Source organism: Streptomyces sp. NPDC006925 (assembly GCF_042869575.1).
GTDB lineage: Bacteria > Actinomycetota > Actinomycetes > Streptomycetales > Streptomycetaceae > Streptomyces.
Genome location: NZ_JBIAGB010000019.1, coordinates 84,191 through 106,123, shown reverse-complemented (window position 1 = coordinate 106,123; position 21,933 = coordinate 84,191). Strand labels below are relative to the sequence as shown.

Annotated in this window: 18 protein-coding genes and 1 tRNA gene; 9 read left to right on the top strand and 10 right to left on the bottom strand. The window is 71.7% G+C overall.

Features of this window, described 5'->3' with window-relative positions; all coding sequences use genetic code 11:
• Positions 1-48: 48 nt before the first annotated feature.
• Together ACFYNS_RS23505 and ACFYNS_RS23500 are read left to right on the top strand one after the other, a co-directional pair.
• Entirely contained in the window at positions 49-1,497 is a 1,449-nt protein-coding gene (locus ACFYNS_RS23505; protein ID WP_388604923.1) for an NAD(P)/FAD-dependent oxidoreductase, read from the top strand.
• Between the two features lie 231 nt (positions 1,498-1,728).
• Positions 1,729-3,090: a class I SAM-dependent methyltransferase gene (locus ACFYNS_RS23500; protein ID WP_388604921.1), complete on the top strand. Its 1,362-nt coding sequence runs from the start codon at positions 1,729-1,731 to the stop codon at positions 3,088-3,090.
• Positions 3,091-3,365: 275 nt separating this feature from the next.
• Here the strand turns inward: ACFYNS_RS23500 and ACFYNS_RS23495 are convergent, their stop codons facing one another.
• The gene (locus tag ACFYNS_RS23495) at positions 3,366-5,900 is read right to left on the bottom strand and encodes an FtsX-like permease family protein (RefSeq protein ID WP_360294201.1); all 2,535 of its coding nucleotides are present in this window, start codon (positions 5,898-5,900) and stop codon (positions 3,366-3,368) included.
• A gap of 113 nt (positions 5,901-6,013) precedes the next feature.
• Complete coding sequence (locus ACFYNS_RS23490; protein WP_388548979.1) at positions 6,014-6,829, bottom strand: ABC transporter ATP-binding protein; 816 nt, start codon at positions 6,827-6,829, stop codon at positions 6,014-6,016.
• A 464-nt stretch (positions 6,830-7,293) separates the two neighbouring features.
• On the opposite strand from ACFYNS_RS23490, the gene ACFYNS_RS23485 reads away from it, so the two are divergent.
• Positions 7,294-7,380: transfer RNA gene (locus ACFYNS_RS23485), tRNA-Leu, on the top strand.
• A 464-nt stretch (positions 7,381-7,844) separates the two neighbouring features.
• Here the strand turns inward: ACFYNS_RS23485 and ACFYNS_RS23480 are convergent.
• The 3 genes from ACFYNS_RS23480 to ACFYNS_RS23470 all read right to left on the bottom strand — a co-directional run bounded on the left by ACFYNS_RS23480 (position 7,845) and on the right by ACFYNS_RS23470 (position 11,204).
• Positions 7,845-9,068: a nucleotidyl transferase AbiEii/AbiGii toxin family protein gene (locus ACFYNS_RS23480; protein WP_388604919.1), complete on the bottom strand. Its 1,224-nt coding sequence runs from the start codon at positions 9,066-9,068 to the stop codon at positions 7,845-7,847.
• Positions 9,069-9,188: 120 nt separating this feature from the next.
• Positions 9,189-10,328, bottom strand: coding sequence for a type IV toxin-antitoxin system AbiEi family antitoxin domain-containing protein (locus tag ACFYNS_RS23475; RefSeq protein WP_388604917.1), 1,140 nt, complete (start codon positions 10,326-10,328; stop codon positions 9,189-9,191).
• Positions 10,329-10,844: 516 nt separating this feature from the next.
• Positions 10,845-11,204 (bottom strand): hypothetical protein, encoded by a 360-nt coding sequence (locus ACFYNS_RS23470; RefSeq protein WP_075002303.1) that lies wholly within the window; start codon positions 11,202-11,204, stop codon positions 10,845-10,847.
• A gap of 194 nt (positions 11,205-11,398) precedes the next feature.
• Between ACFYNS_RS23470 and ACFYNS_RS23465 the strand changes: the two genes are divergently transcribed.
• The 3 genes from ACFYNS_RS23465 to ACFYNS_RS23455 all read left to right on the top strand — a co-directional run bounded on the left by ACFYNS_RS23465 (position 11,399) and on the right by ACFYNS_RS23455 (position 14,588).
• Positions 11,399-11,836, top strand: coding sequence for a VOC family protein (locus ACFYNS_RS23465; RefSeq protein ID WP_360294207.1), 438 nt, complete (start codon positions 11,399-11,401; stop codon positions 11,834-11,836).
• Positions 11,837-11,936: 100 nt separating this feature from the next.
• Positions 11,937-13,157, top strand: coding sequence for a PLP-dependent aminotransferase family protein (locus ACFYNS_RS23460; protein WP_360294210.1), 1,221 nt, complete (start codon positions 11,937-11,939; stop codon positions 13,155-13,157).
• A gap of 522 nt (positions 13,158-13,679) precedes the next feature.
• Positions 13,680-14,588, top strand: a complete 909-nt coding sequence (locus tag ACFYNS_RS23455; RefSeq protein ID WP_360294212.1) for a nitroreductase/quinone reductase family protein — start codon at positions 13,680-13,682, stop codon at positions 14,586-14,588.
• Here ACFYNS_RS23455 and ACFYNS_RS23450 read toward each other — a convergent pair.
• The gene (locus ACFYNS_RS23450; protein ID WP_360294214.1) at positions 14,537-15,046 is read right to left on the bottom strand and encodes a MarR family winged helix-turn-helix transcriptional regulator; all 510 of its coding nucleotides are present in this window, start codon (positions 15,044-15,046) and stop codon (positions 14,537-14,539) included. The genes ACFYNS_RS23455 and ACFYNS_RS23450 overlap by 52 nt on opposite strands.
• A gap of 132 nt (positions 15,047-15,178) precedes the next feature.
• Between ACFYNS_RS23450 and ACFYNS_RS23445 the strand changes: the two genes are divergently transcribed.
• Complete coding sequence (locus ACFYNS_RS23445; protein WP_360294217.1) at positions 15,179-15,778, top strand: DoxX family protein; 600 nt, start codon at positions 15,179-15,181, stop codon at positions 15,776-15,778.
• A gap of 188 nt (positions 15,779-15,966) precedes the next feature.
• Entirely contained in the window at positions 15,967-16,815 is an 849-nt protein-coding gene (locus ACFYNS_RS23440) for a Bax inhibitor-1/YccA family protein (RefSeq protein ID WP_360294219.1), read from the top strand.
• Between the two features lie 167 nt (positions 16,816-16,982).
• Here the strand turns inward: ACFYNS_RS23440 and ACFYNS_RS23435 are convergent, their stop codons facing one another.
• Positions 16,983-17,210, bottom strand: coding sequence for a DUF4287 domain-containing protein (locus ACFYNS_RS23435; protein ID WP_019356940.1), 228 nt, complete (start codon positions 17,208-17,210; stop codon positions 16,983-16,985).
• Between the two features lie 114 nt (positions 17,211-17,324).
• On the opposite strand from ACFYNS_RS23435, the gene ACFYNS_RS23430 reads away from it, so the two are divergent.
• Positions 17,325-17,690 carry a hypothetical protein gene (locus ACFYNS_RS23430; RefSeq protein WP_388604913.1) on the top strand — a complete coding sequence of 122 codons (366 nt, stop codon included), beginning with the start codon at positions 17,325-17,327 and terminating at the stop codon, positions 17,688-17,690.
• Here ACFYNS_RS23430 and ACFYNS_RS23425 read toward each other — a convergent pair.
• The 3 genes from ACFYNS_RS23425 to ACFYNS_RS23415 form a co-directional block, all read right to left on the bottom strand.
• On the bottom strand, positions 17,677-18,780 hold the full coding sequence (locus tag ACFYNS_RS23425) for a hypothetical protein (RefSeq protein ID WP_388604911.1): 1,104 nt from the start codon (positions 18,778-18,780) through the stop codon (positions 17,677-17,679). The two genes, ACFYNS_RS23430 and ACFYNS_RS23425, sit on opposite strands and share 14 nt — an antisense overlap.
• A 393-nt stretch (positions 18,781-19,173) precedes the next feature.
• Positions 19,174-20,394, bottom strand: coding sequence for an acetyl-CoA C-acetyltransferase (locus ACFYNS_RS23420; protein WP_360302683.1), 1,221 nt, complete (start codon positions 20,392-20,394; stop codon positions 19,174-19,176).
• Positions 20,395-20,718: 324 nt separating this feature from the next.
• Positions 20,719-21,783 (bottom strand): SGNH/GDSL hydrolase family protein, encoded by a 1,065-nt coding sequence (locus tag ACFYNS_RS23415; protein WP_360302686.1) that lies wholly within the window; start codon positions 21,781-21,783, stop codon positions 20,719-20,721.
• Positions 21,784-21,933: the final 150 nt, after the last annotated feature.

Below are 21,933 nucleotides of genomic sequence, written 5' to 3'. Positions count from 1 at the left end.
GAAGACCCTCACGAAGTGACCCCCCGGGATGGGTGGATACTCGATTCCATGAGCACCACGGAGCGTCCCCGAATCCTCGTAGTGGGTGGCGGGTACGTCGGTCTGTACGCAGCGCGGCGCATCCTCAAGAAGATGCGCTACGGCGAGGCGACCGTCACGGTCGTCGACCCGCGGTCGTACATGACGTACCAGCCCTTCCTCCCTGAAGCCGCCGCCGGCAGCATCTCACCCCGCCACGTCGTGGTCCCCCTGCGACGCGTGCTCCCCAAGGCCGAGGTCCTCACCGGCCGGGTCACCTCGATCGACCAGGACCGCAAGGTCGCCAGTGTGTCGCCGCTGGTCGGCGACGCCTACGAGCTGCCGTTCGACTACCTGGTCATCGCGATGGGCGCCGTCTCCCGCACCTTCCCGGTGCCGGGGCTGGCGGAGAACGGCATCGGCATGAAGGGCGTGGAGGAGGCCATCGGCCTGCGCAACCACGTCCTGGAGCAGTTCGACAAGGCGGACTCCACCCAGGACGAGGACGCCCGCCGCAAGGCCCTCACCTTCGTCTTCATCGGCGGCGGGTTCGCCGGAGCCGAGACCATCGGCGAGGTCGAGGACATGGCCAGGGACGCCGCCAAGTACTACCCCAGTGTCAAGCGCGAGGACATGCGGTTCGTCCTCGTCGACGCGGCCCCCGGGATCCTGCCCGAGGTCGGCCCGAAGCTCGGCGAGTGGGGCCTGGAGCACCTCAAGAAGCGCGGCGTCGAGGTCTACCTGAACACCTCGATGGAGTCCTGCGTGGACGGCCACGTGGTGCTCAAGAACGGCCTGGAGGTCGACTCCAGCACCATCGTGTGGACCGCGGGCGTCAAGCCCAACCCGGTGCTCTCCCGCTTCGGCCTGCCCCTGGGGCCCAAGGGCCATGTGGACGTGGACGCCGGCATGCAGGTCAAGGGCATGGACTACGCCTGGGCCGCGGGTGACAACGCGCAGGTCCCGGACCTGGCCGCCGGCAAGGAGGGCGCCTTCTGCCCGCCCAACGCGCAGCACGCGCTGCGCCAGTCCAAGGTGCTCGGGGACAACGTCATCTCCGGCATGCGCGGCTTCCCGCAGGGCAAGTACAAGCACGCCAACAAGGGCGCCGTCGCGGGCCTCGGCCTGCACAAGGGCGTCGCGATGATCGTCTTCGGCAAGACGCGGATCAAGCTGCGCGGCCGGCTGGCCTGGTACTTCCACCGTGCCTACCACGGCATGGCGGTGCCCACCTGGAACCGCAAGATCCGGGTCTTCGCCGACTGGACGCTCGGCATGTTCCTCAAGCGCGAGGTCGTCTCGCTGGGCGCCATGGAGCACCCGCGGGGTGAGTTCTACGAGGCGGCGGCACCGGTGACCGCGGCAGCCCTCGCCAAGGCGGAGGCCTCCGCGTCCGCCGACGCCAGCAAGGCGTCCGCCGACAGCCGCGCCGACAGCCCGGTCGGGGACAGGAACGAGAAGGCGGCAGCCTCCTCCTGATCCGGGAACCGGCCGACCCCGCAGCGGGCCGGCCGGCGCCGGCCGCGGACCCGGTCCGCGACCTTCGTGCACGTCCGAGAGGGGCGTGAGCCATCCGTGGGGCTCACGCCCCTCTCGCCGTTTCCGCCGCGGTCAAACCGCCGGCCCGTTGGGCACAGTGGGCATACACCCTCCCCCGCGCGCGTTCCATGTACGGGGAATCCACCCCTTCCTGACACGGAGGTGTGCTCTATGGCCGGTGCTGCTGAACGGATCGTCGCGCTCGCGGAGCAACTGCTCGGGGTCCCGCTCCCGGTCCGGGTGCGGGCGTGGGATCGCAGTGAGGCCGGCCCGCCCGAGGCGCCCGTCCTGGTCGTCCGCAGCCGACGGGCGCTGCGCCGGGTGCTGTGGCGGCCGGGCGAGCTGGGACTGGCCCGGGCCTGGGTGGCCGGCGACCTCGATGTCGAGGGCGACCTCTACCAGGCGCTCGACCTGGTGGCCGGCCTCATCTGGGAGCGGGACGCCCAGGGTGTGCTCACCTCCGGGACCGGCGAGGCGCCCGCCTTCGGCACCGGCTGGGCGGGCGGCGCACTGTCCCTCGCGCGCGACCCTGCGGCCCGCCGCGCCGCCGCCGAACTGCTGCGGCTGGCCGGTCCGGGACTGCCGCCCCCGCCGCCCGCCGAGGAGGCCCGGCACCGCACCGGCCTGCGCCACACCCTCGGCAGGGACCGCGAGGCCATCAGCCACCACTACGACGTCGGCAACGACTTCTACGCCCTGGTGCTGGGGCCGAGCATGGTCTACTCCTGCGCCTACTGGCAGCCGGACGGCACCCTGGAAGAGGCCCAGCGCGACAAGATCGACCTGATCTGCCGCAAGCTCGCGCTGCGCCCGGGCGAGCGGCTGCTGGACGTCGGTGGCGGCTGGGGGTCGCTCGTCCTGCACGCCGCGCGCGAGTACGGCGTGCAGGCCGTGGCCGTCACCCTCTCCCGCCAGCAGGCCGCATACGGCCGCAAGCGGATCGCCGAGGAAGGGCTGACGGACCGGGTCGAGATCCGGGTCCAGGACTACCGGGAGATCGACGACGGCCCCTACGACGCCGTGTCGTCCGTCGGCATGGCCGAACACGTCGGCTCCACCCGCTACCGCGAGTACGCCGACGATCTGCACGCCCTCCTGCGGCCGGGCGGACGGCTGCTCAACCACCAGATCGCCCGGCGCCCGCTCGCCGACGAAGAGGTCTACGCGGTGGACCCGTTCATCGACGCCTACGTCTTCCCCGACGGGGAGCTCGCCCCCGTCGGACGCACCGTGGGACTGCTGGAGCGGGCCGGTTTCGAGGTGCGGGACGTCGAGTCGCTGCGCGAGCACTACGCGCTGACGCTGCGCGCCTGGGTGCGGAACCTGGAGGCGGACTTCGCCCGCGCGACCCGGCTCACCACCCCCGGGCGGGCACGGGTGTGGCGGCTCTACATGGCCGCTTCGGCTCTCGCCTTCGAGCGCAACCGCATCGGCGTCAACCAGGTGCTGGCCGTGCGGACCCCGGAGTCCGGCGCCTCCGGTCTGCCGCTGCGCACCCGGCGGTGGACGGCCGACGCGGAGGCACGGGACTGACGGCCGTTCCGGCGTGGTCGTGACGGACGGTCCCGGCATGGTCGTGACGGACGGTCCCCGGCGTGGGCCCGACGGCAGTACCGGTGCGGGCCCGATGGACGTCCCGGCGCGGGAGCGACGGCGTCCGGTTACGGGACCGACGGGTCCGGCCGCGTCCGGGGCACCCGCCCCCGCGGCCGGCCCGCGCCGCACATGCGTGCGCCCCCTCCGGAGCGGAGGGGGCGCACGTACGCGGGGTCCGGTCTCCCGGCGGACGGGCCGGGAAGCCGTCCGGGTCACTCCGTCTTGATGGCCTCCAGCATGTTGAGCCGGGCCGCGCGCCGGGCGGGCCACAGCGCGGCGAGGACGCCCACCAGTGCGGCCAGCGCGAGGAAGATGCCCATCCGTCCCCAGGGCAGGACGAGTGAGTAGGTCTCCAGCGAACCGGAGATCAGCTCACCGGCCGCCCAGCCGAAGAACACGCCCAGTCCGATCCCGAGGACGCCGCCGAAGAGCGAGATGACGAGCGACTCCAGCCGCACCATCCGCTTGATCCCGCGCCGGTCGAGGCCGATGGCGCGCAGCATCCCGATCTCCTGGCCGCGTTCGAAGACCGACATGGCCAGTGTGTTGATCACGCCGAGGACGGCGACGATGACGGCCATCGCGAGCAGCCCGTACAGCATGTTCAGCAGGATGTTGATCATCTGCGCGATGCCGTCGGAGATGTCCTTCTTGTCCTGCACGAGGACCGCAGGGTTGTTGCCGAGCTGCTTCTCCAGCGACTTCTTGACCTCGGCCGTCGCGCCGTCCTCCGTCTTGGCGAGGACCTGCATGTCGGCGACCTTGGTCAGATGCGGGGTCACGGCCTTGTTGTCGACCATGATGCCCTTGATCATCTGGTTGCCGTGGTAGACGCCCGCGACGGAGAACCGGCCCTTCTCGCCGTCCTGGTAGGTCACCTCGAACCGGGACCCGGGCTTCCAGCCCCGCTCCTTCGCGGTGTCCTCGTCCACGACCGCCTGCTTGCCGCTGCTGACGCCGGACCAGCCGCCCGCGGTGAAGTCGATCGAGGTGAGTTGCGCGATGGTGGAGCCGTTGACGCCCGTCAGGTACTCGGTGTCGCCGTCGATCTTCGACCGCGCGTTGCGCAGCGGCGAGGTCGCGGTGACCTCGTCCGAGCGGGCCAGCTTCTTCTCCACCTCGGGGGAGAGCGGTGTGAAGTTGGCCATCGAGACCGTGTAGTCGGCCTTCAGCGAGCCGGACGCCATCTTCTCGATGGCCTGCTGCACCCCACTTGCGATCACCGTCAGACCCGTGATCAGCGTCAGCCCGACCATCAGCGCGGAGGCGGTGGCGGCCGTGCGCCGCGGGTTGCGTACCGCGTTCTGCCGCGCCAGCTTCCCGCTGACCTGGAAGAGCCGCAGCACCGGGGCCGCCGCCGCGATCAGCGGGCGGGACAGCAGCGGGGTGAGCACGAAGACGCCGATCAGCAGCAGCGCGGCACCGCCGCCCATCGGGGCCTTGCCGTCGTCCATCTCGGTCGCCGCCAGCACCAGGGCCGCGCCGGCGGCCGACAGCAGCGCGCCGATGGTGTTGCGGACGATCAGCGAGCGGGTCGTCGACGGGGCGTGGACACTGCCCATCGCCGCCACCGGCGGGATCTTGGCCGCACGCCGCGCCGGCAGCCAGGCCGCCAGGACGGTGACGACGACACCGACGACCAGCGAGACGACGACCGTGGACGGCTCGATCACCAGCGGCCCGTCGGGCATGGTGCCCATCCTGCCCACCAGGGAGCGCAGTCCGGCGCCGATACCGACCCCGGCCGCCATGCCGGCCAGCCCCGCGACCGTGCCCACGACCAGCGCCTCGATCAGCACCGAGCGGGTGACCTGGCGGCGGCTGGCACCCACCGCGCGCAGCAGCGCCAGCTCCTTGGTGCGCTGCGCGACCAGCATGGTGAAGGTGTTGGCGATGATGAAGATGCCGACGAACAGCGCGATCCCGGCGAAGGCGAGCAGGCTCGTCTTCATGCCCGACATGCCCTGCTCGATCTGCTTGGACTCCTCGTCGGCGAGCTTCTTGCCGGTGACGGCCTCGGTGCCGGACGGCAGGATGCCGGCGGCCTGCTTCTTGAGTTCCGGCTGCGAGACGCCCTGGTCGGCCCGCATCGAGATCTCGGTGTACTCACCGGGCTTGGCGAACAGCTTCTGCGCGGTGGTGTTGTCGAACAGCACCAGGGTGCCGCCCGCGGCGACGTTGCCGTCGTCGGTGGTGAAGACGCCGGTGACCTTCTCGGTGCGTACCGGGCCGTTCACCGACATCCGGACGGTGTCGCCGACCTGGTACCCGGTGCGCTCGGCGGTCTTGGCGTCCAGCGCGATCTGGCCGGGGGCGCGCGGTGCCGCGCCGTCCTTCATCGGGTAGCGCGGGTCGCTGCCCTTGCCGTCCCGGCCGCCGTAGTAGTTGGCGCCCTGGGTGGAGAAGCCGTCGCCGACGAGCTTGCCGTCCTTGTCGGAGAGCGCGGCGAAACCGGAGACCACGCCGGTCGCGGACTTGGCGCCGGGCAGGTCGGCGGCCTTGTCGAGGGTGCGCTGGTCGAGGGTGGAGAGCGAGTCCCGCCCCTCGGGCGCGTCGCTCCCGTCCTGGCGTATGGAGACGTCGACGTGCGCGTAGCCCTTCTCGGAGCTCTTGTGGAACGCGTCGGAAATGGTCGAGGTGAAGACCAGGGTGCCGGAGACGAAGGCCACGCCGAGCAGCACGGCGAGCATCGTCATCAGCAGCCGGGCCTTGTGCGCGAAGACGTTGCGCAAGGCGGTACGGAGCATGAGGAAGTCCTGGAGGGTCCTTCTGCGAGTGGGCTGGACGGGCGGTGGGAGCGCGGGACGGGAGCGCGGGGGCGGATTCGGCCCGGACCGTTGCGTCCGGGCGCGCGCCCGGCTCAGCTCGTCCGGGCCTTGGCGTCGAAGGACTTCATCCGCTCCAGCACGCCGTCGGCCGTCGGTTCGGCCATGTCGTCGACGATGCGGCCGTCGGCGAGGAAGACCACCCGGTCCGCGTAGGCGGCGGCCACCGGGTCGTGGGTGACCATCACGACGGTCTGGCCCAGTTCGCGCACGGAGTTGCGCAGGAAGCCCAGGACCTCGGCGCCCGCGCGGGAGTCGAGGTTGCCGGTCGGCTCGTCACCGAAGATGATCTCCGGGCGGGAGGCGAGGGCGCGGGCGACGGCCACCCGCTGCTGCTGGCCGCCGGAGAGCTGGTTGGGCCGGTGCTTGAGCCGGTCGGTGAGTCCGACGGTCTGGATGACGCGGTCCAGCCACTCCTTGTCCGGCTTGCGGCCCGCGATGTCCATCGGCAGCGTGATGTTCTCCAGGCCGGTGAGCGTGGGCAGCAGGTTGAACGCCTGGAAGATGAAGCCGATGCGGTCGCGCCGCAGTTGGGTCAGCTTCTTGTCCTTGAGCTTGGTCAGCTCGGTGTCGCCGATGCGGGCGCTGCCGCTGGAGATCGAGTCCAGTCCGGCCATGCAGTGCATGAGCGTGGACTTGCCGGAGCCCGAGGGGCCCATGATCGCGGTGAACTCGGCCTGCCGGAAGTCGACCGTTATCCGGTCGAGCGCGACGACCTGGGTCTCGCCCTGACCGTAGACCTTGGACAGATCGGTGGCGCGCGCCGCGGCGACGCCGGAGTGCGCATGGTCGGCGGGGGCTCCGGGGTGCGGGCCACCCGCGGTGTGCTGCTGACGGGTACTGGTCGTCACGGCGCGGGGCTCCTGTCGGACGTCGATGGTGAGTGACGGAACTTTCCGTCTGCCCCTATCGTTCCGTCCCATCCGCGCGCCGGGATCCGCCGCGGCTCTTGGTTCCGGGACAGCCTTCGGAGGTAGAACCCGGCCCGCCGGTCATCCTTGGGTATGACGGACGACCCTGAGACGGGTGCGGCGCTCGTGGCCGCATTCCCCCTTGTCATATGCCACTGGTCGACATGGGACGTACGCACCCGTGACCGACCGGCGACTTTCCGTCATTTCTGACGACCCGGGCGCAGGGGGGAGACCGCTGCGAAGTGGCGCATGTGACACTGATGACCCGTCAGTTGCCAATAAAATAAGACAACATCGCTTCGGCGATCCGCTGTTCAGGGGAAGACCCTGGATAGGCTCGTCCCACGCCCTGGGGAGGGGCGTCTGCGCCCGGCGGCGTACGACGCGGTCCAGGAGTCGGTGCCCGGATGGTGGAATGCAGACACGACGAGCTTAAACCTCGTTGGCCCTCGGCGGCCGTGCCGGTTCAAGTCCGGCTCCGGGCACCACCGCCTCTTACCCGCGTTGACCTGCGAAAAGGGCGAGGATTCGGGCTATCGACTGGGTGTTTTGAGCGCACGGCGCCCGGGCTGTATCTGTCGATGGCGTGCGTAGGACCCCGCAGAAGCACGGCGGGGGTGCTCACGAACTACCAGGTGAAGTGCCGGCTCGGGGCGCTCGCGGGGGGCTGGTAGGACGGGCGCTTCGGCGATGAGGACTCCGCGAAGGTTTTCCAAGACGCTGTTGACGAGGGAGGCCAGCAGTGACCGCTTGGCAGGGCAAGGGCAGGGGCCTGCATCGACGCCACAGCCTGTGACCCGGACGATTTGCCGTACCACTTCGAGAAGTTCGCTCGACAGTCCATCAAGAACAGGGCGGGTATCGAGACCGCTACCGGGACGTGATCCTCGAGGAGGCTGAGACGCGCCTCTTCCCCGCCTCCGGCAACTGTGGTGTGCGTTGAAGGAACACTTCAGCAAGGCCACGGTCTCGGCGTGGCAGAACCCCTGTGCGGCGACGTACGTGGGGCGGCGGTCCAGGAGGAGAAGTTGATGTCGCCGAAGACGCTGGAGAACATTCGCGCACTGCGCTCCAGCATCCTGGACGAAGCGGTTGAGCACGAGCTGCCGCCGCGGGATCGTAGCCCTTGTGCGCTGGTGCGGCCGCCACGCACGGACGCCGACGGTGAGGACGGGGGCGACGAGTTGGGCGCCGCGGACGTGGGCGGCGTCCAGTGGTGGAGCTGGTCACAGCAATCGAGCTGGAAGTCGAACCGGTCGGCCGGAGTTCTGGAGATTCCCCGCCTGCTCCAGTGACTGCCCCGGGTGCCCGCTGCACGGTCGACGGGCCCGGTGCCCTCAATGGCCCCAGGCGGCGAGCTGGGGGTGCCACGTGCCTGTGGGAGGCCTGGCGTCCAGTAGCGGCGTGGCGAAGGCATCGGCCGCAGTGAGGGCCTCGTCCAGGGTGCGGCAGCCCTGAAGCCCGAGGACCAGGGCAGCCTGCGGGGGTAGTTACGGCGCCAAGTGGCGTCGGGAACTTCGAACGTAGCGGGGAGCTCGACGTGGATGCCGGTGCCGACGCGGCGTGCGGCTTCACGATGGAGCGCCTGGTGGGCTTCGGCGCCGTCCAGGGTCTCTTGCTGGCTGATCAGGAGCAAGTCGGCCAGGTCTCGGTAGCGGTTGGAGGATGCTCCCCCGGGGTGTTTCTCGTACATGGCGCAGAGTTTGTCGGCGACGTGGTCGACGGTCGGGTAGAGGCGGGCGGTGGGCCAGTCCACGGGCCAGGCGATGTCGACTGCTGGGGCCAGGGAGCGTCGTTCCGCTGGGCCGCTCAGCGTCCGGCCGACGACGAGATCGACCTTCACGTGGGTGGCCTTCCGCGGCCCGAGGTATACATCGAACCGCTGCGCGCCGCCGCGAGCCTCCTCCACGTGGGGGGTGAACCGGGTGGGTGCGAAGCGCAGGTGGTCGCCGAGGTCGCGCTGCGCGGCGGCGATGAGGCGGGCGGCGGCCTCTTCCACGGTGGTTTCGGGGGAGGCGCACTGCAGGTCGATGTCGCGGCTGAGGCGGGCGGCGCCGGCGTAGCGCACCAGGAGGGCCTGGCCGCCCTTGATGAGCCAGCCGTCGGGATCGGCGGTGAACACCCTGGCGGCCAGCCGGCTGAAGTAGAAGACATCCATGAGTTGGTTCATGGGCATGCCGTTCGCTCTGGCCGTTTTCTGCGCTGCTGCCTTCAGTGCCGCGTTGAACGCGGCGGGAGTGGATAGGGCTGTGCGGGCACGAACTACCTTCCCAGATCGCAACGTTGATCTGGAACTCTACGGCTCCGGTGAGTCCTCGTCAGTCGGTCGGCCCGGGATCGGTTGCCCGCTGCCCGCCGAGCGTTGACGCTCTGTCAACCGCGCGGAGCGCCTGTTCATCTCCAGGGCGTGCCGCATCTGGGGGCTGCCCTTCTGCAGATCTTTCATCACGCGGGTCAGGCCGTTCTCCGTGGCGAGGCGCAGATTCTTCCGCGCGCCACTCGCCACAGGTGCGAGGAGTTCGGCCTGCCGTTCACGGATATCATCGGACACGCGGGCGAGGCCACTGTCCCGAGCGAGCCACTGTCGGAAGCCCGCCATCGACCGGCCCAGCCCCGGGGTCACAACCGCATCTGCAAGCAGCTGCCTCGCAATGTTGTTGGGGGGAAGCACGGGATCCTGCCGGCGCATCAGCTCCCGCCACCTCTCCGCCTGCGAAGAGCTGAAAAGCGTGAGAGCTTCGCTGAACCCCTCCTCAGCTGCGCGCTGCAGCTCCTGGGCCCGTAGATGTTCACCGCCCTGTTCGGCCAGGTGCTCGATAAACTCCTCGCCGCTCGCGCCGCGCGGCATGCCGTAGGCCCGGGCAAAGGGTGCGACGTCGTCGGCGAGTGCGCTGAGGGCGAGCATGTCGCGCCGCTCGGCTGAGGCGATGACCCCGCCGACGTGCCCGCCGTCCGCCCGGGCACGGAGCAGGTCCACGACCGTGCGGTGGGCGGTGGTCACCGGCAGCCCGTCGACCACGGTGGTCTCCGCGGGATCGACGACGGCGGTCCGCAGTCGTACGGAGCGGTCCTGAGTCACGCGCCGCTTCGGGACGCTCAGCTCCACCCCGATGGTGGGGATGTCTCCGAGCTCCAGCAGCTCGCACGCCGAGGTATGGGAGACGACACCCGATTGCGGGTCGGCGGGATCACGCTGCCAGGCCGGGACTGCCGGCTGCAGCCGCAGCCATGCTGCCTTGATCTCCAAGTGCGGCGGCTGGCCGGCAGCGGTGAGCAGATACACGCCCCGGGCGACGTTCTCCAGCAGCCCGGTATCCGTGAGCCGCTTGAGCTGCACACCACCCACACCGGCGTCCTTCGCCTGCGCCGCAGTCACCAGTCCCCACTGGTCAGCCGCGACGCCGGACAGGACCGACAGTGCATCGCTGCGCTTCATGCATACAAAGTTACACCCCATGCGCAGAGAAAGTTCCGGACGGTGTAACTTTCTCTGCTTGTGTGGCCCCTTGATGTGTAACATATTAGGCGCATGGGGTCAGTCCCCAACTGCGCAGACCGTGCTTCGGTTACCTGGGCATTGCGGATTCCCGCCCGCCCATGGCACAAGAACGCCGGACTCCGGGCACCACCGCCCACCTGTCGTGACCTGCGGTTACGGCAGAACTTCGAGCGATCGGCAAGCAGGGGCGGTGCACTCTTGGTGCGGGAGCCTGTTCTCGCGTCGATGGCACACATCGCGAGGCGAAGGGGTGACGCCGCGGCGGACGGACAGTGGCCGGGCGCTGGATCACCACCGGCCGCACGTCCTCGTGCGGCCGGGCCGCCATGGCCTTCGCCGGGTGCTCGGCCTGCCCGACGACGACGTCCGGACCCGGTGCGGCAGACCTGCGACCGGCGCGGCGCCGGGTCCCGGGCCGCGCTGTGCGGCCGCCCGCACCCACGGTCGAGACCGTCAGCGGGTCTCCAGTTGGAGGCGGAGCTGTTTCTCCTGGTCTCCGGCCACCTCCAGCACCTCCACCACGCCGAACGCCTCCAGCAGCACCCGGTGCAGCCGCTCCACCGCCTGCGGGGTGCCCTGGAGCTCCGCCGTCACCTGCGCGCCGAGCGCCACCGCGTCCGGCCGCCCGCTGTCGCGCGTGACATCGAAGCGCGACAGCCACACGTTGGCCTTGCGGCCCTCGGGCTGCAGCTCCGCCCAGTCCGAGGGGTACAGCCCGCTCAGCACCCGGAAGACCGCCTCGGCGTCCTCGCAGGCGCAGCCGCTCAGCTCCACGGACACCTCCATCTCCCCTTCGGACATCTCCGCCGTCATCGTGCGGGCCTCCCTCTCTCGTGTTCGCGCACTTTCGCTCCAGGCCCAATATCGGCCCGCGGGCTCCCGTGCGGCGTGACCGTGACCCCGACCGGCGATTCGCCGACTCGGTGTGGCGCGCGCGCAGCGGCGCCGGGACGGGGCGCAATGGAAGGGCCGAAGCACACGAATCCGGATGCATCCAGGAGGTACCCATGACCGTCGGCCGCACGCTCGCACCGGTCACCGTCAGCCTGCCCGTCGCCGACCGGATGGCGGCCTACACCTTCTATCGCGACGGGCTGGGACTGGCGGCGGTCGGGAAGCTCGCCGAGGACGGCGTCCCCGAGCCGCTGCGGTTCGTCGTCAACGACGGGCTGCGGCTGATGCTGATCCCCGCGGACGGCTTCGACTGGATCACCGGCGACCACACCGTCGCCGAGTCCGGGTACAGCGAGTGCGTCCTCGCGGTCCCCGTCGGCGCGGAGCGCGAGGTGGACGAGACGATCGCCCGCGCCGTCCGCGCCGGAGCCCGGACGGTCAGCGAGCCGGACCACCGGCCCTGGGGGTACGCAGGAGCCTTCGCCGACCCGGACGGCCACCTCTGGCTGATCCTGGCGGAGCAGGACGAAGGGGGAGAGCGGGCCGACTGAGGCGTGCGGAGCCCGCTGGGGGAACGGGAGGCGGCGGGGCCGCTGCCCGCATACCGGAATCCGTTGGGGAGGTGCCGTATGTCGCTTCTAAGCTGCGGGGATGACTCCCAGCACGTCCGCGGGCCCGGTTCCCGCCCCCGCGCCTCCGCTCGCCGCCCGTGCCGCCTCGGTCGGCTCCTCCCCGGTACGGGAGATCCTGGCGCTGACCGAGCGGCCCGAGGTCATCTCCTTCGCCGGGGGACTCCCGGCGCCCGAGCTGTTCGCCGCGCAGGAGATACGGGCCGCCTACGACCGGGTGCTCGCCGACGAACCGCGCCGGGTGCTGCAGTACTCGACCACCGAGGGGGACCCGGCGCTGCGTGCCGCGGTGGCGGGGCGGCTGGCGGCGCGGGGCCTGCCGACGGGGCCGGACGAACTGGTGGTGACGACCGGCTCCCAGCAGGCCCTCACGCTGCTGGCGACCGCGCTGCTGGAGCCGGGCGACACCGTCCTGGTGGAGGATCCGACCTATCTGGCGGCGCTGCAGTGCTTCGGCTTCGCCGGTGCGCGCGTGGTGCCCGTCCGCTCCGACGACGCGGGCCTCGACCCGGTGGCGCTGGCGGAGGCCGTGGAGCGCGAGCGGCCCAAGCTGCTCTACCTGATCCCCACTTTCCAGAACCCGACCGGCCGCACCCTCCCGCTGGAGCGCCGCCGGGCCGTGGCCGAGATCGCCGCACGGTACGGGATGTGGATCGTGGAGGACGACCCGTACGGCGAACTGCGGTTCGAGGGCGAGCCCGAGCCGTGGGTCGCCGCGCTGCCGCAGGCGGCGGACCGCACGGTCCTGCTCGGCAGCTTCTCCAAGGTGCTGGCGCCCGGGCTGCGGCTCGGCTGGCTGCGCGCGCCCGCCGCGCTGCGCCGCGCCTGCGTCGTCGTCAAGCAGTCGCTGGACCTGCACTGCTCGACCGTCGACCAGGCGGCAGCCGCCCGCTACCTGGCGGACAACGACCTGGACGCGCACCTGGCCCGGGTCCGGGACGCCTACCGGGAGCGCCGCGACGCGCTGCTGGACGGACTGGCCGCCGCGCTGCCCTCCGGCAGCACCTGGAACCACCCGCAGGGCGGGATGTTCGTCTGGGCGCGGCTTCCGGAGGGCGCGGACGCCACGGAGCTGCTGCACGACGCGGTCGCCCGGGATGTGGCGTACGTCCCCGGGGCGCCGTTCTTCGCGGGCCCCGCCGACCCGGCGTCGCTGCGCCTGTCGTTCACCACGCACTCCGCGGAGGAGATCCGCGAGGGGCTGCGGCGGCTGGGCGGGGCGCTGCGGGCCGGGGCGCGGTAGCCGGCCGGAAGGCCGGGAGCCGGCCGGCTGCTGCGGGAGCCGGCCGGAACCGCCGACGGGTGCCGGGGCCGGGCCCGCTGTCCGGGTGCCCGGAGGGGGCGGGAGGCCGCCGTGCCCGCCCCGGTTCCGCGAGCGTCTTGCCTCTGCGGAGGGCGGCCGGTTGAATGGGCGACCGTGCCGCGTGTCGCTGCTGCTGTGTACGGCAGCGCCATGGAGGCACCCTGACGTGAGGAGTGCATCGTGGGTACACACACCGCCGGGCTCGTCTGAGACGTGAGAGCTGACGGCACGCGCGCAGCGCGGTTGCCGTCCCGCGCCGCCCACTGACCGGGCGAGCGCCTCTCCGTTCTCTTCTTCTCTCTTCTTCACCGTCCTTCTTCCACCGGGCCTTCCCCTGCGCGGGTGCACCGCGGCCGCGGGTTGTCCGCGTCGCCGGTTCCCCGGGGCGCGGCGCGCCCGTACGCGTGTATGCGCGGCGTACGCGCGCTCCCGTGGGGGCCCTTTTCCCGAGGAGCTGCTTTCTTGACCCCTTCACCCAACCCGTCCACGCCGCCCCGCGTCGCGGACTTCAACCGCGCGGTCGTCGAGGAGTTCCGCGCCAACGCCGGGCAGGTCGGCGGGCCCTTCGCCGGGGGCGATCTGCTGCTGTTGACCAGCACCGGCGCCCGTACCGGTACGGAGCAGACCTCGCCGCTCGGGTTCGTCCGCGACGAGGACGGCGCGCTGCTCGTCGTCGCCTCCGCGGGCGGTGCGCACCGGCACCCCGCCTGGTACCGCAACCTCCTCGCGCATCCCATGGTCCGGGTGGAGGTGGGGACCGACACGTTCGGCGCGGTCGCCGTGCCCACCGAGGGGGCCGAGCGCGAACGGCTGTTCGCTTACGTGTCCGGGCAGCAGCCCGGATACGCCGACTATCAGGCACGAACGGACCGGCAGCTACCGGTGGTGCGGCTGGAGCGGTCCTACCCGGACGCGCCGTTCACCGGCCTCGTCGACAAGCTGCTGGAGGTGCACACCTGGCTGCGCGGGCAACTGCGCCGGGTGGCGGCCGAGGCGGAGGCGTACTTCGCGACACGCGCGCCGGATGCGGACGGCGCCGGGGTGCCCCCGCTCGGGCTCCAGCTCCGGCAGCACTGCCTGGCCTTCTGCGAGTCCCTGCACGTCCATCACACGTCCGAGGACCGGGGAGCCTTCCCGGTCCTGGAGGAGAAGTATCCGCGGTTGGCCCCGGCCCTCGCCCGCCTGCGCGCCGAGCACCGGACGGTCGAGCGGATCCGGGGTGAGCTGGAGTCGCTGCTGGCCGCGCTGCCCTCGGCCGACCCGCACCGCTTCCGGTCCGAACTGGCCCGGATGACGGCGGAGCTGGAGGCACACCTCGACTACGAGGAGGAGGTGCTGATCCCGCCGCTGTCCGAGCTGCCGGCCTCCTGAACCGGGGGCCGCAGCCGCCTTCCGACCCGGCCGAGGGCGCGGGCGACGACGTCGAGCTCGTCCGGCTCCAGCACGTCGATCAGGGCGGCCCGCACGGCGGCCACATGACCGGGGGCCGCGGCACGCAACACGTCGCGGCCCTCCGGGGTGAGTGCGGCCAGGACGCCCCGGACGTCGGTGGGGCAGGAGCGCCGTTCGACCAGGCCGCGCTTCTCCAGTTGGCCCACCTGGTAGGTGAGTCCGCTTTTGGAGGTGAACAGCCCTTCTGCCAGGTCGGTCATCCGGACCTCGCCGTCGGGCGCCGCGGCGAGGCGGACGAGGATCTCGTAGTGCGGGTGGGAGAGTCCCGCGTCCTCCTTGAGCTGCTGCTCCAGATGGCGGGAGACCCGGCTGGTGGCTTCCAGGAAGCCTTGCCAGGCCGCCATTTCCCGCTCATCGAGCCACCTGGTTCCGGTCATGGTGTCCATTCTACTCGGTTGTTCAAATTCGAATCTCCTTGTTACGGTCGACGGACAGCCATTCAAATCTGAACAACCTGAACAACCCGTCGGTCCCGTCCCTCGGCCGACCGCTCACAGGAGGCTCCGCTCATGCCGTCCCCCCACGCTCCCGAGACCACCGAAAGTCCGTCCCGCGACCACCGGACCCCCGACTCACCCCCCGTCTCCACAGGCTCCGGGGCGGCCGGGGCCGCTCCCACCGAACAGTCCGGCCACGACGCCGGGCTGCTCGTGCTGCGCCTCGTGGTCGGCCTCACCATGGCGGCACACGGCAGCCAGAAGCTGTTCGGCTGGTTCGAGGGCGGCGGACTCGACGGCACCGCGCAGTTCTTCGCGTCCTCCGGCTACCCCGCCGCCCGGACCATGGCCCTGGTGGCCGGGCTCACCGAGGTGCTCGGCGGACTCGGGCTCGCGCTGGGGCTGCTGACCCCCCTCGCGGGCGCCGCCGTGTTCGGCACCCTGCTCAACGCGCTCGCGGTGAAGTGGGGCGGCGGCTTCTTCGCGCCGCAGGGCGTGGAGTACGAACTGCTGCTCACCGCGGGCGCCGGGGCGCTCGCCCTGACCGGCCCCGGTCGGCTGGCGGCCGACCGGGTGCTGCCGCTGCCCCGCCCGCACCGGCTCGTCCACGGCGCGGCGGCACTGGCGCTGGGCGCCGTCCTGGCCGGTGCGGTGCTCCTGACGCGCTCCTGACCCGCCGGGTGTGCGCCAGTGGCGTGCCGCACCCCCGCGCGCACCCGCCCGGGTGAGGTCGGGGATCTGTAAGGGAAGTGGAACAATCGACAGCTTTCCTTCGTTCTTGACTCTGCACTAGCGTGCTGTTTTTGCTAACGCATTACGCTGGACGGCAAGGCCGCGCAGTGTGGCCATGGAGGAGTGAGATGAGGAGTAGTAACCCGGTCTTCTCGCGACGGGGGTTCAGCCGCAACAACGGCTATGCCGGTTTCGACGCTCAGCAGCAGCCGCCGCAGGCCGGGAACCCGTACGCGACGAACCCCTACGCCGGAAACCCGTACGGCCAGCAGACCCAGGCCCCCGGCCAGCCGTACGCGCCCCCGGCCGCACCGCCGTCCGCCGGACGGATGACGATCGACGACGTCGTCGCCCGGACGGGAATGACCCTCGGCCTCGTCATCGCGATGGCAGCCGTCGCCTGGATCACCGGGCTGTCGCTGCCGCTCGCCGTCGGTGCCGGGCTCATCGCCATGGTGCTGTCGTTCGTGCAGGTGTTCAAGCGCAAGGCCTCGCCCGCGCTGATCCTGGCGTACGCCGCGTTCGAGGGGCTCTTCCTCGGCGCGCTGAGCAACTTCGTCAACCAGTTCGTGGACGGCGCCGCCATGCAGGCGGTGCTCGGCACGCTGGCGGTCTTCACCGCCGTCCTGGTGCTCTACAAGACCCGTGTCATCCGCGTCACCCAGCGGTTCTACCGGTTCGTGATGGCCGCCGCGATCGGCTTCGTGCTGCTCATGGCCGTCAACATGCTCTTCGCCGTCTTCGGCGGCGGTGACGGGCTCGGCTTCCGCAGCGGCGGCCTGGGCATCCTCTTCGGCGTGGTCGGCATCGTGCTCGGCGCGCTCTTCCTCGCACTGGACTTCAAGCAGGTCGAGGACGGCATCGCCTACGGCGCTCCCAAGGAGGAGGCGTGGCTCGCCGCCTTCGGGCTGACGCTGACCCTGGTCTGGATCTACCTGGAGTTCCTGCGCCTGATCGCCATCCTGCAAGGCGACTGAGCGGCACCGGCGGCAGCCGGAGCCGCACCCGCGGCGGACTCGGCGAGGGCCCGGGAGGTGAACCACCTCCCGGGCCCTCGGCGTGTCCGCGTCCTTCGCGTACTGCGCTCTCTTTCGTGTCCTAGGGTCTTCGCTTCGTCTGTCCAGGCCGGGGAACGAGGCCCTGCCTAGCGGTGGCGCGCGGCGCGCCGCAGGTCGTGTTCGTGGATGATCGCTTTGGCGTGCCCGTAGGCGAGGTTGTGCTCACCGCGGAGCCAGCTCACCTTCTCCTCGAAACGGAGCAGGGCAGGGCCCTCATCGACCGCGTGGAGCCATTCGGAGACTTCACGACCGGTGCACTGGGGAATGCGGGACAGCATGTTCCGGTGGGTCTCTTCGGAGAAGACTTGGGACATCGGCGCCTCCGGACGCTTCTGCAGTGAGTCCTTGCCGACACGTTGCCTGAGCGCGCGTGCGTTGGCAACAGTGCGGAAAGCCCGAGGCGACGCAATGGCGCATATGCTGGGGGCGTGCCCAGGCCCGACACCCGCCCCCTGACCGACGCCGTCGAGTGGTTCGCCGACCGGCTGCGCAGCCTGCCGCAGAGCACCCTGAAGCGGGGTGCCGCAGCGGACGGGCTCGCGCTGGCACGGGAGTTGGCCCTGCTGGCCCAGCGCCTCGAATTCCCCGAGGGCGGGATGTCGCGGGTACTGCCGGACGCCGGTGTCTTCGCCGTCGGCGATCAACTCGCGGTCGCGGGACACGACGTGGTCGCGGCTCTGGAGACCGCGCCCGCCCACCTCGCGGACCCCGCGCTGCGGGAAGCCCTCCAGCTGCTGGAGAGCTCACCGCTGTCCCCGCGGGGCGGCACCGCGCGGGGTGCTAGAGCGGTGTGATGACGCGGTCCGCCAGCAGGTAGGCGGTGCTGCCGTCGGGGAAGGCGAAGGTGAGCGCGTAGGAGCCGGCGATGCCGGAGCCGCCCATCAGCACCGGGGCCTGACCGCGGCGTACGCCGTCGGCCAGCGCCTCGCTCGTGGCGCGGTGACCCGGCGCCAGACACACCGTCGTGCCGTCCTCGAAGACGTAGACGTCCAGCGTGCCCAGCGGGCCCGGGCGCACATCGGCCAGCGGGGTGCGCGCGTCGGCGAGTTCGGCCAGCCGCTCGACGGTGCGCTCGTGATACGTGACGGTGGGGGCCGCGGGCGCCGGTGCGGGCCCGGGCACGATCGGCTCGCCGTCGAGGGTGTAGTCCGGCTGGGACGGGTGGCGGCGGCGGGCCGCGGCCAGGCCCGGGGGCTCGGCCTCCGCAGCGGCGTCGCCGTCGCGGAAGCAGATCCCCTCCGCGGTGCCGCGGTACTCCTCCACGCCGCGCTCGTCGTCCGCGCGTGCGTAGGGGGCCACGTCCAGTTCGAGGTCCAGGTCCGCGAGGTCCAGATCCGCGTCGTCTGCGTCGTCTCTGCCGGTCGCGAAGTCGGGGTCGGCCGCCGGGTCCGCGTCGCCTGCGTCCTCGGGGCCCGGCTGGCGGGGGATGAACAGGCCGCCGGTGTCGGTCTCCAGCAGCGCGTCGAGTTCCCCGGCGAGGCCGTCCGCCTCGACCTCGTACGCGTACTCCGTGCCGTGCCCGGCCAGCAGCGAGCCCGCTCCGGAGCCCGCGCCGCGTGCCTCCTGGGCGGCCCAGAAGGCACGGGCCTCGGCGAGTTCCCGCTCGCGCTCGTCGGCCAGCGCGGCGGCGACGGCGGTACGGATCTCCTGCGAGAACGCGTCGGTCCTCGGCGAGGACGGGTCGGAGGCGGCTTCGCCGCCCCGGTGGGCCGCGTCGCGGGCCCGCGGGAGCGCGGCGTCCGGGGCCGCCGCCGGTGCTGTCTCCAGCTGGGCGCGCAGCGCCGTCAACTGGCCGCGCAGACCGCGCGCCGTGTGCAGTGCCGCACCGCCCAGCGCGGTGGCCGTGGTCGCCGCACACAGCAGGATGAGGGATATGGCGCTCACTGACTTGACTCCCGGTTCCGGTTCGGTCCCCTGATGCGGTTCCCCCCGGTCGTTGCCCCTTGAATTCCTACTACAGCGCTGTATTCCTACAACAGCGTCGGCTCGAAGGTTGTTCAAGGTTCTTCGACCGTAGTGCAAATCCCTTCGAACTGGACAGGGGAAGTCCGGAACCGGCTTGGCGCGTACCGCCATGACCTGCGGGAACACCGTGCCTCCAGGGCATATGTCACATCCTGGGGGCGCTTCGGTCTCGCCGCTGTATACCCGGCGCCCGGCGCCCTCCGCGCGCCGGGCCCCCGGGCCCGGAGCGGGCGCCGGGCGGAGCGCCGGGACCGCCGAGACCGCCGCCGGGACGCGCCGCTGCGGCCCCGGCGGCGGTCCGCCGCACCCGGTTCAGGCGAGCCGCTCCAGCACCATGGCCATGCCCTGGCCGCCGCCCACGCACATGGTCTCGAGGCCGAACTGCTTGTCGTGCCACTGGAGCGAGTTGAGCAGCGTGGTGGTGATGCGGGCCCCGGTCATGCCGAACGGGTGGCCCACGGCGATGGCGCCGCCGTTGACGTTGAGCTTGTCCAGGTCGATGCCGAGGTCCTGGTAGGAGGGGATCACCTGGGCCGCGAACGCCTCGTTGATCTCCACCAGGTCGATGTCGCCGACCGACATCCCGGCACGGGCCAGCGCCTGCTTGCTGGCCTCGACGGGGCCGTAGCCCATGATCTCGGGCGAGAGGCCGGACACCCCCGTGGAGACGATCCGGGCCAGCGGCGTCAGGCCCAGCTCGCGCGCCTTGGTGTCGGACATCACGACGAGCGCGGCGGCTCCGTCGTTGAGCGGGCAGCAGTTGCCCGCGGTGATCATGCCGTCGGGGCGGAAGACGGGCTTGAGCCCCTCGACGCCCTCCAGCGTGACGCCCGCACGCGGCCCGTCGTCCTTGCTGACGACCGTGCCGTCCGGGGTGGTGACGGGAGTGATCTCGCGCTCCCAGAAGCCGTCCGCGAGAGCCTTCTCGGCGAGGTTCTGCGAGCGTACGCCGAACTCGTCCATCTCACGCCGGGTGATGCCCTTGTGGCGGGCCAGGTTCTCCGCGGTCTGGCCCATGGCCATGTAGACGTCCGGGACGCCGGCCTCCGTGCGCGGGTCGGTCCAGCCCTCGCCGCCCTGCTCGGCGCGGGCCGCGGTGCGGGCCTCGGCCTCGGCGAAGAGCGGGTTGTGGGTGTCGGGCATCCCGTCGGAGGAGCCCTTGACCGAGCGGGAGACCGCCTCGACACCCGCCGAGATGAACACGTCGCCCTCGCCCGCCTTGATCGCGTGCAGCGCCATCCGGGTCGTCTGCAGGGACGAGGAGCAGTACCGCGTGACGGTGCAGCCCGGCAGGTGGTCCATGCCCAGCTGCACGGCGACGACGCGCCCGAGGTTGTGGCCCTGCTCACCTCCGGGCAGTCCGCAGCCCAGCATCAGGTCGTCGATGTCCGTCGGGTCCAGTTCCGGAACCTTGGCCAGTGCCGTCCTGACGATCTCGGCGGTCAGGTCGTCCGGCCGGATGTCCTTGAGGGAGCCCTTGAAGGCGCGGCCGATGGGGGAGCGGGCGGCGGAGACGATCACTGCTTCGGGCATCAGGGGCTCCAGAGAGGGTCGGCGAGTGGCTACGCAGCGGAAGCTACCCGCCCGTAGGGTGCGGGTCACGGTCCCGGGGATGTGATGCGGGCCTCTTCTAAGCGTTCGCTTTTTCCGTCCCGCGGTCAAGGCCCGCAGCCGGTCCGTGCTCCCCGCGGCCGCCGCCGCAGCGTGCCCGGCGTGCCCGCGGTCCGGCCCCGGTTCCGGCCCCCGTCGGGCCGTCCGGCTCCCGGTCCCGGTCCGCCCGGGCTCCGGTTCCCCCGTCGGCCCGGCCCCGGTCCCCGTACGGTCCACGTACGGTCCCGGTGCGGGCCGCCGGCCTGGTCAGCGGTTCTCGGCGACGTCCTCGGCGCGGTCCTCGGCGCGGTCCTCGGTGTACCTGGGTCCCGCCTCCTCGGGAGGCGGCAGCCGCCGCCGGCGCCGGTGCTTGAGCAGGGCCCAGGGGCCGCGCATCCCCGCGACCTCCGTACCGCCCTCTGCCGCAGCCTCCGCGGCGGCCCGCGCCACCGGGAGGATGCCCTCGCGCCGCCGCGCGTCCGGCCGCTCGTCCTCCGTCGGCCACAGGCCCAGCGCCGCGCACAGGGACGGCAGTACGGCCATCGCCGCAGTGGCGTACCCCTCGGCCGAGGGGTGGTAGTTGTCGGGTCCGAACAGCTCGCGCGGGTTCGCGGAGAACTCCGGGCCGAGCAGGTCGCCCAACGAGACCGTACGGCCGCCCTCCTCGACCACGGCGATGGTCTGGGCCGCGGCGAGCTGGCGCGAGAGCCGCCGGGCGATCCAGCGCAGCGGCTGCCCGACCGGCTCGACACTGCCCAGGTCAGGGCAGGTGCCGACCACCACCTCGCAGCCCACCGTCCGCAGCCGCGCCACCGCGTCCGACAGGTGGCGGACCGAGCGTGCCGGGGACATCCGATGGGTCACGTCGTTGGCGCCGACCATGATGACGCACACGTCCGGCGCCTCGGCCAGGTCCCGTTCGCTCAGCAGCAGCGTGATCTGCCGCTCCAGGTCGTCGGACATGGCCCCGGAGAGGGCCACGTTGCGCAGTTCGACGGGGCGTTCGGCGACTGCCGCGAGCGCCGAGGCGAGCAGCGCCCCGGGTGTCTGGCGGGGCCGGTGCACGCCCTGGCCCGCCGCGGTGGAGTCGCCGAGGAAGGCGAGGCGCAGCGGCTGCCCGTCGTAGAGCCTGCCGAAGGCGCTGCCGTACGATCCGTCGGCCTTGGGTGGCTCGTCGTCGGAGCCGCCGATATGGTGTTTCGCCAGTTGGAGTTCGGTGAAGAGCAGCCCGACCGCCGCTCCACCGACCAGGCCGAGTCCGCCGCCTCCATAGGCGGCCGCGGTCGCGATTCGCCGGGCTACTCTCGCGCTCGACGCCTTCGACATCGGCATTGTCCTCTTCCGCCTCCCGAGTTCCCGATCATGGGCTCATGCAGTGGTGCGTCCGTTCGTGAGGGAGCGGGCGCCTGATCCTGTGCGTTCGGGGGCTGTTGTGCGCCGGTGTGTGCGCTGTTGTCCGAACGCCGGGGGTCCGCGACCTCC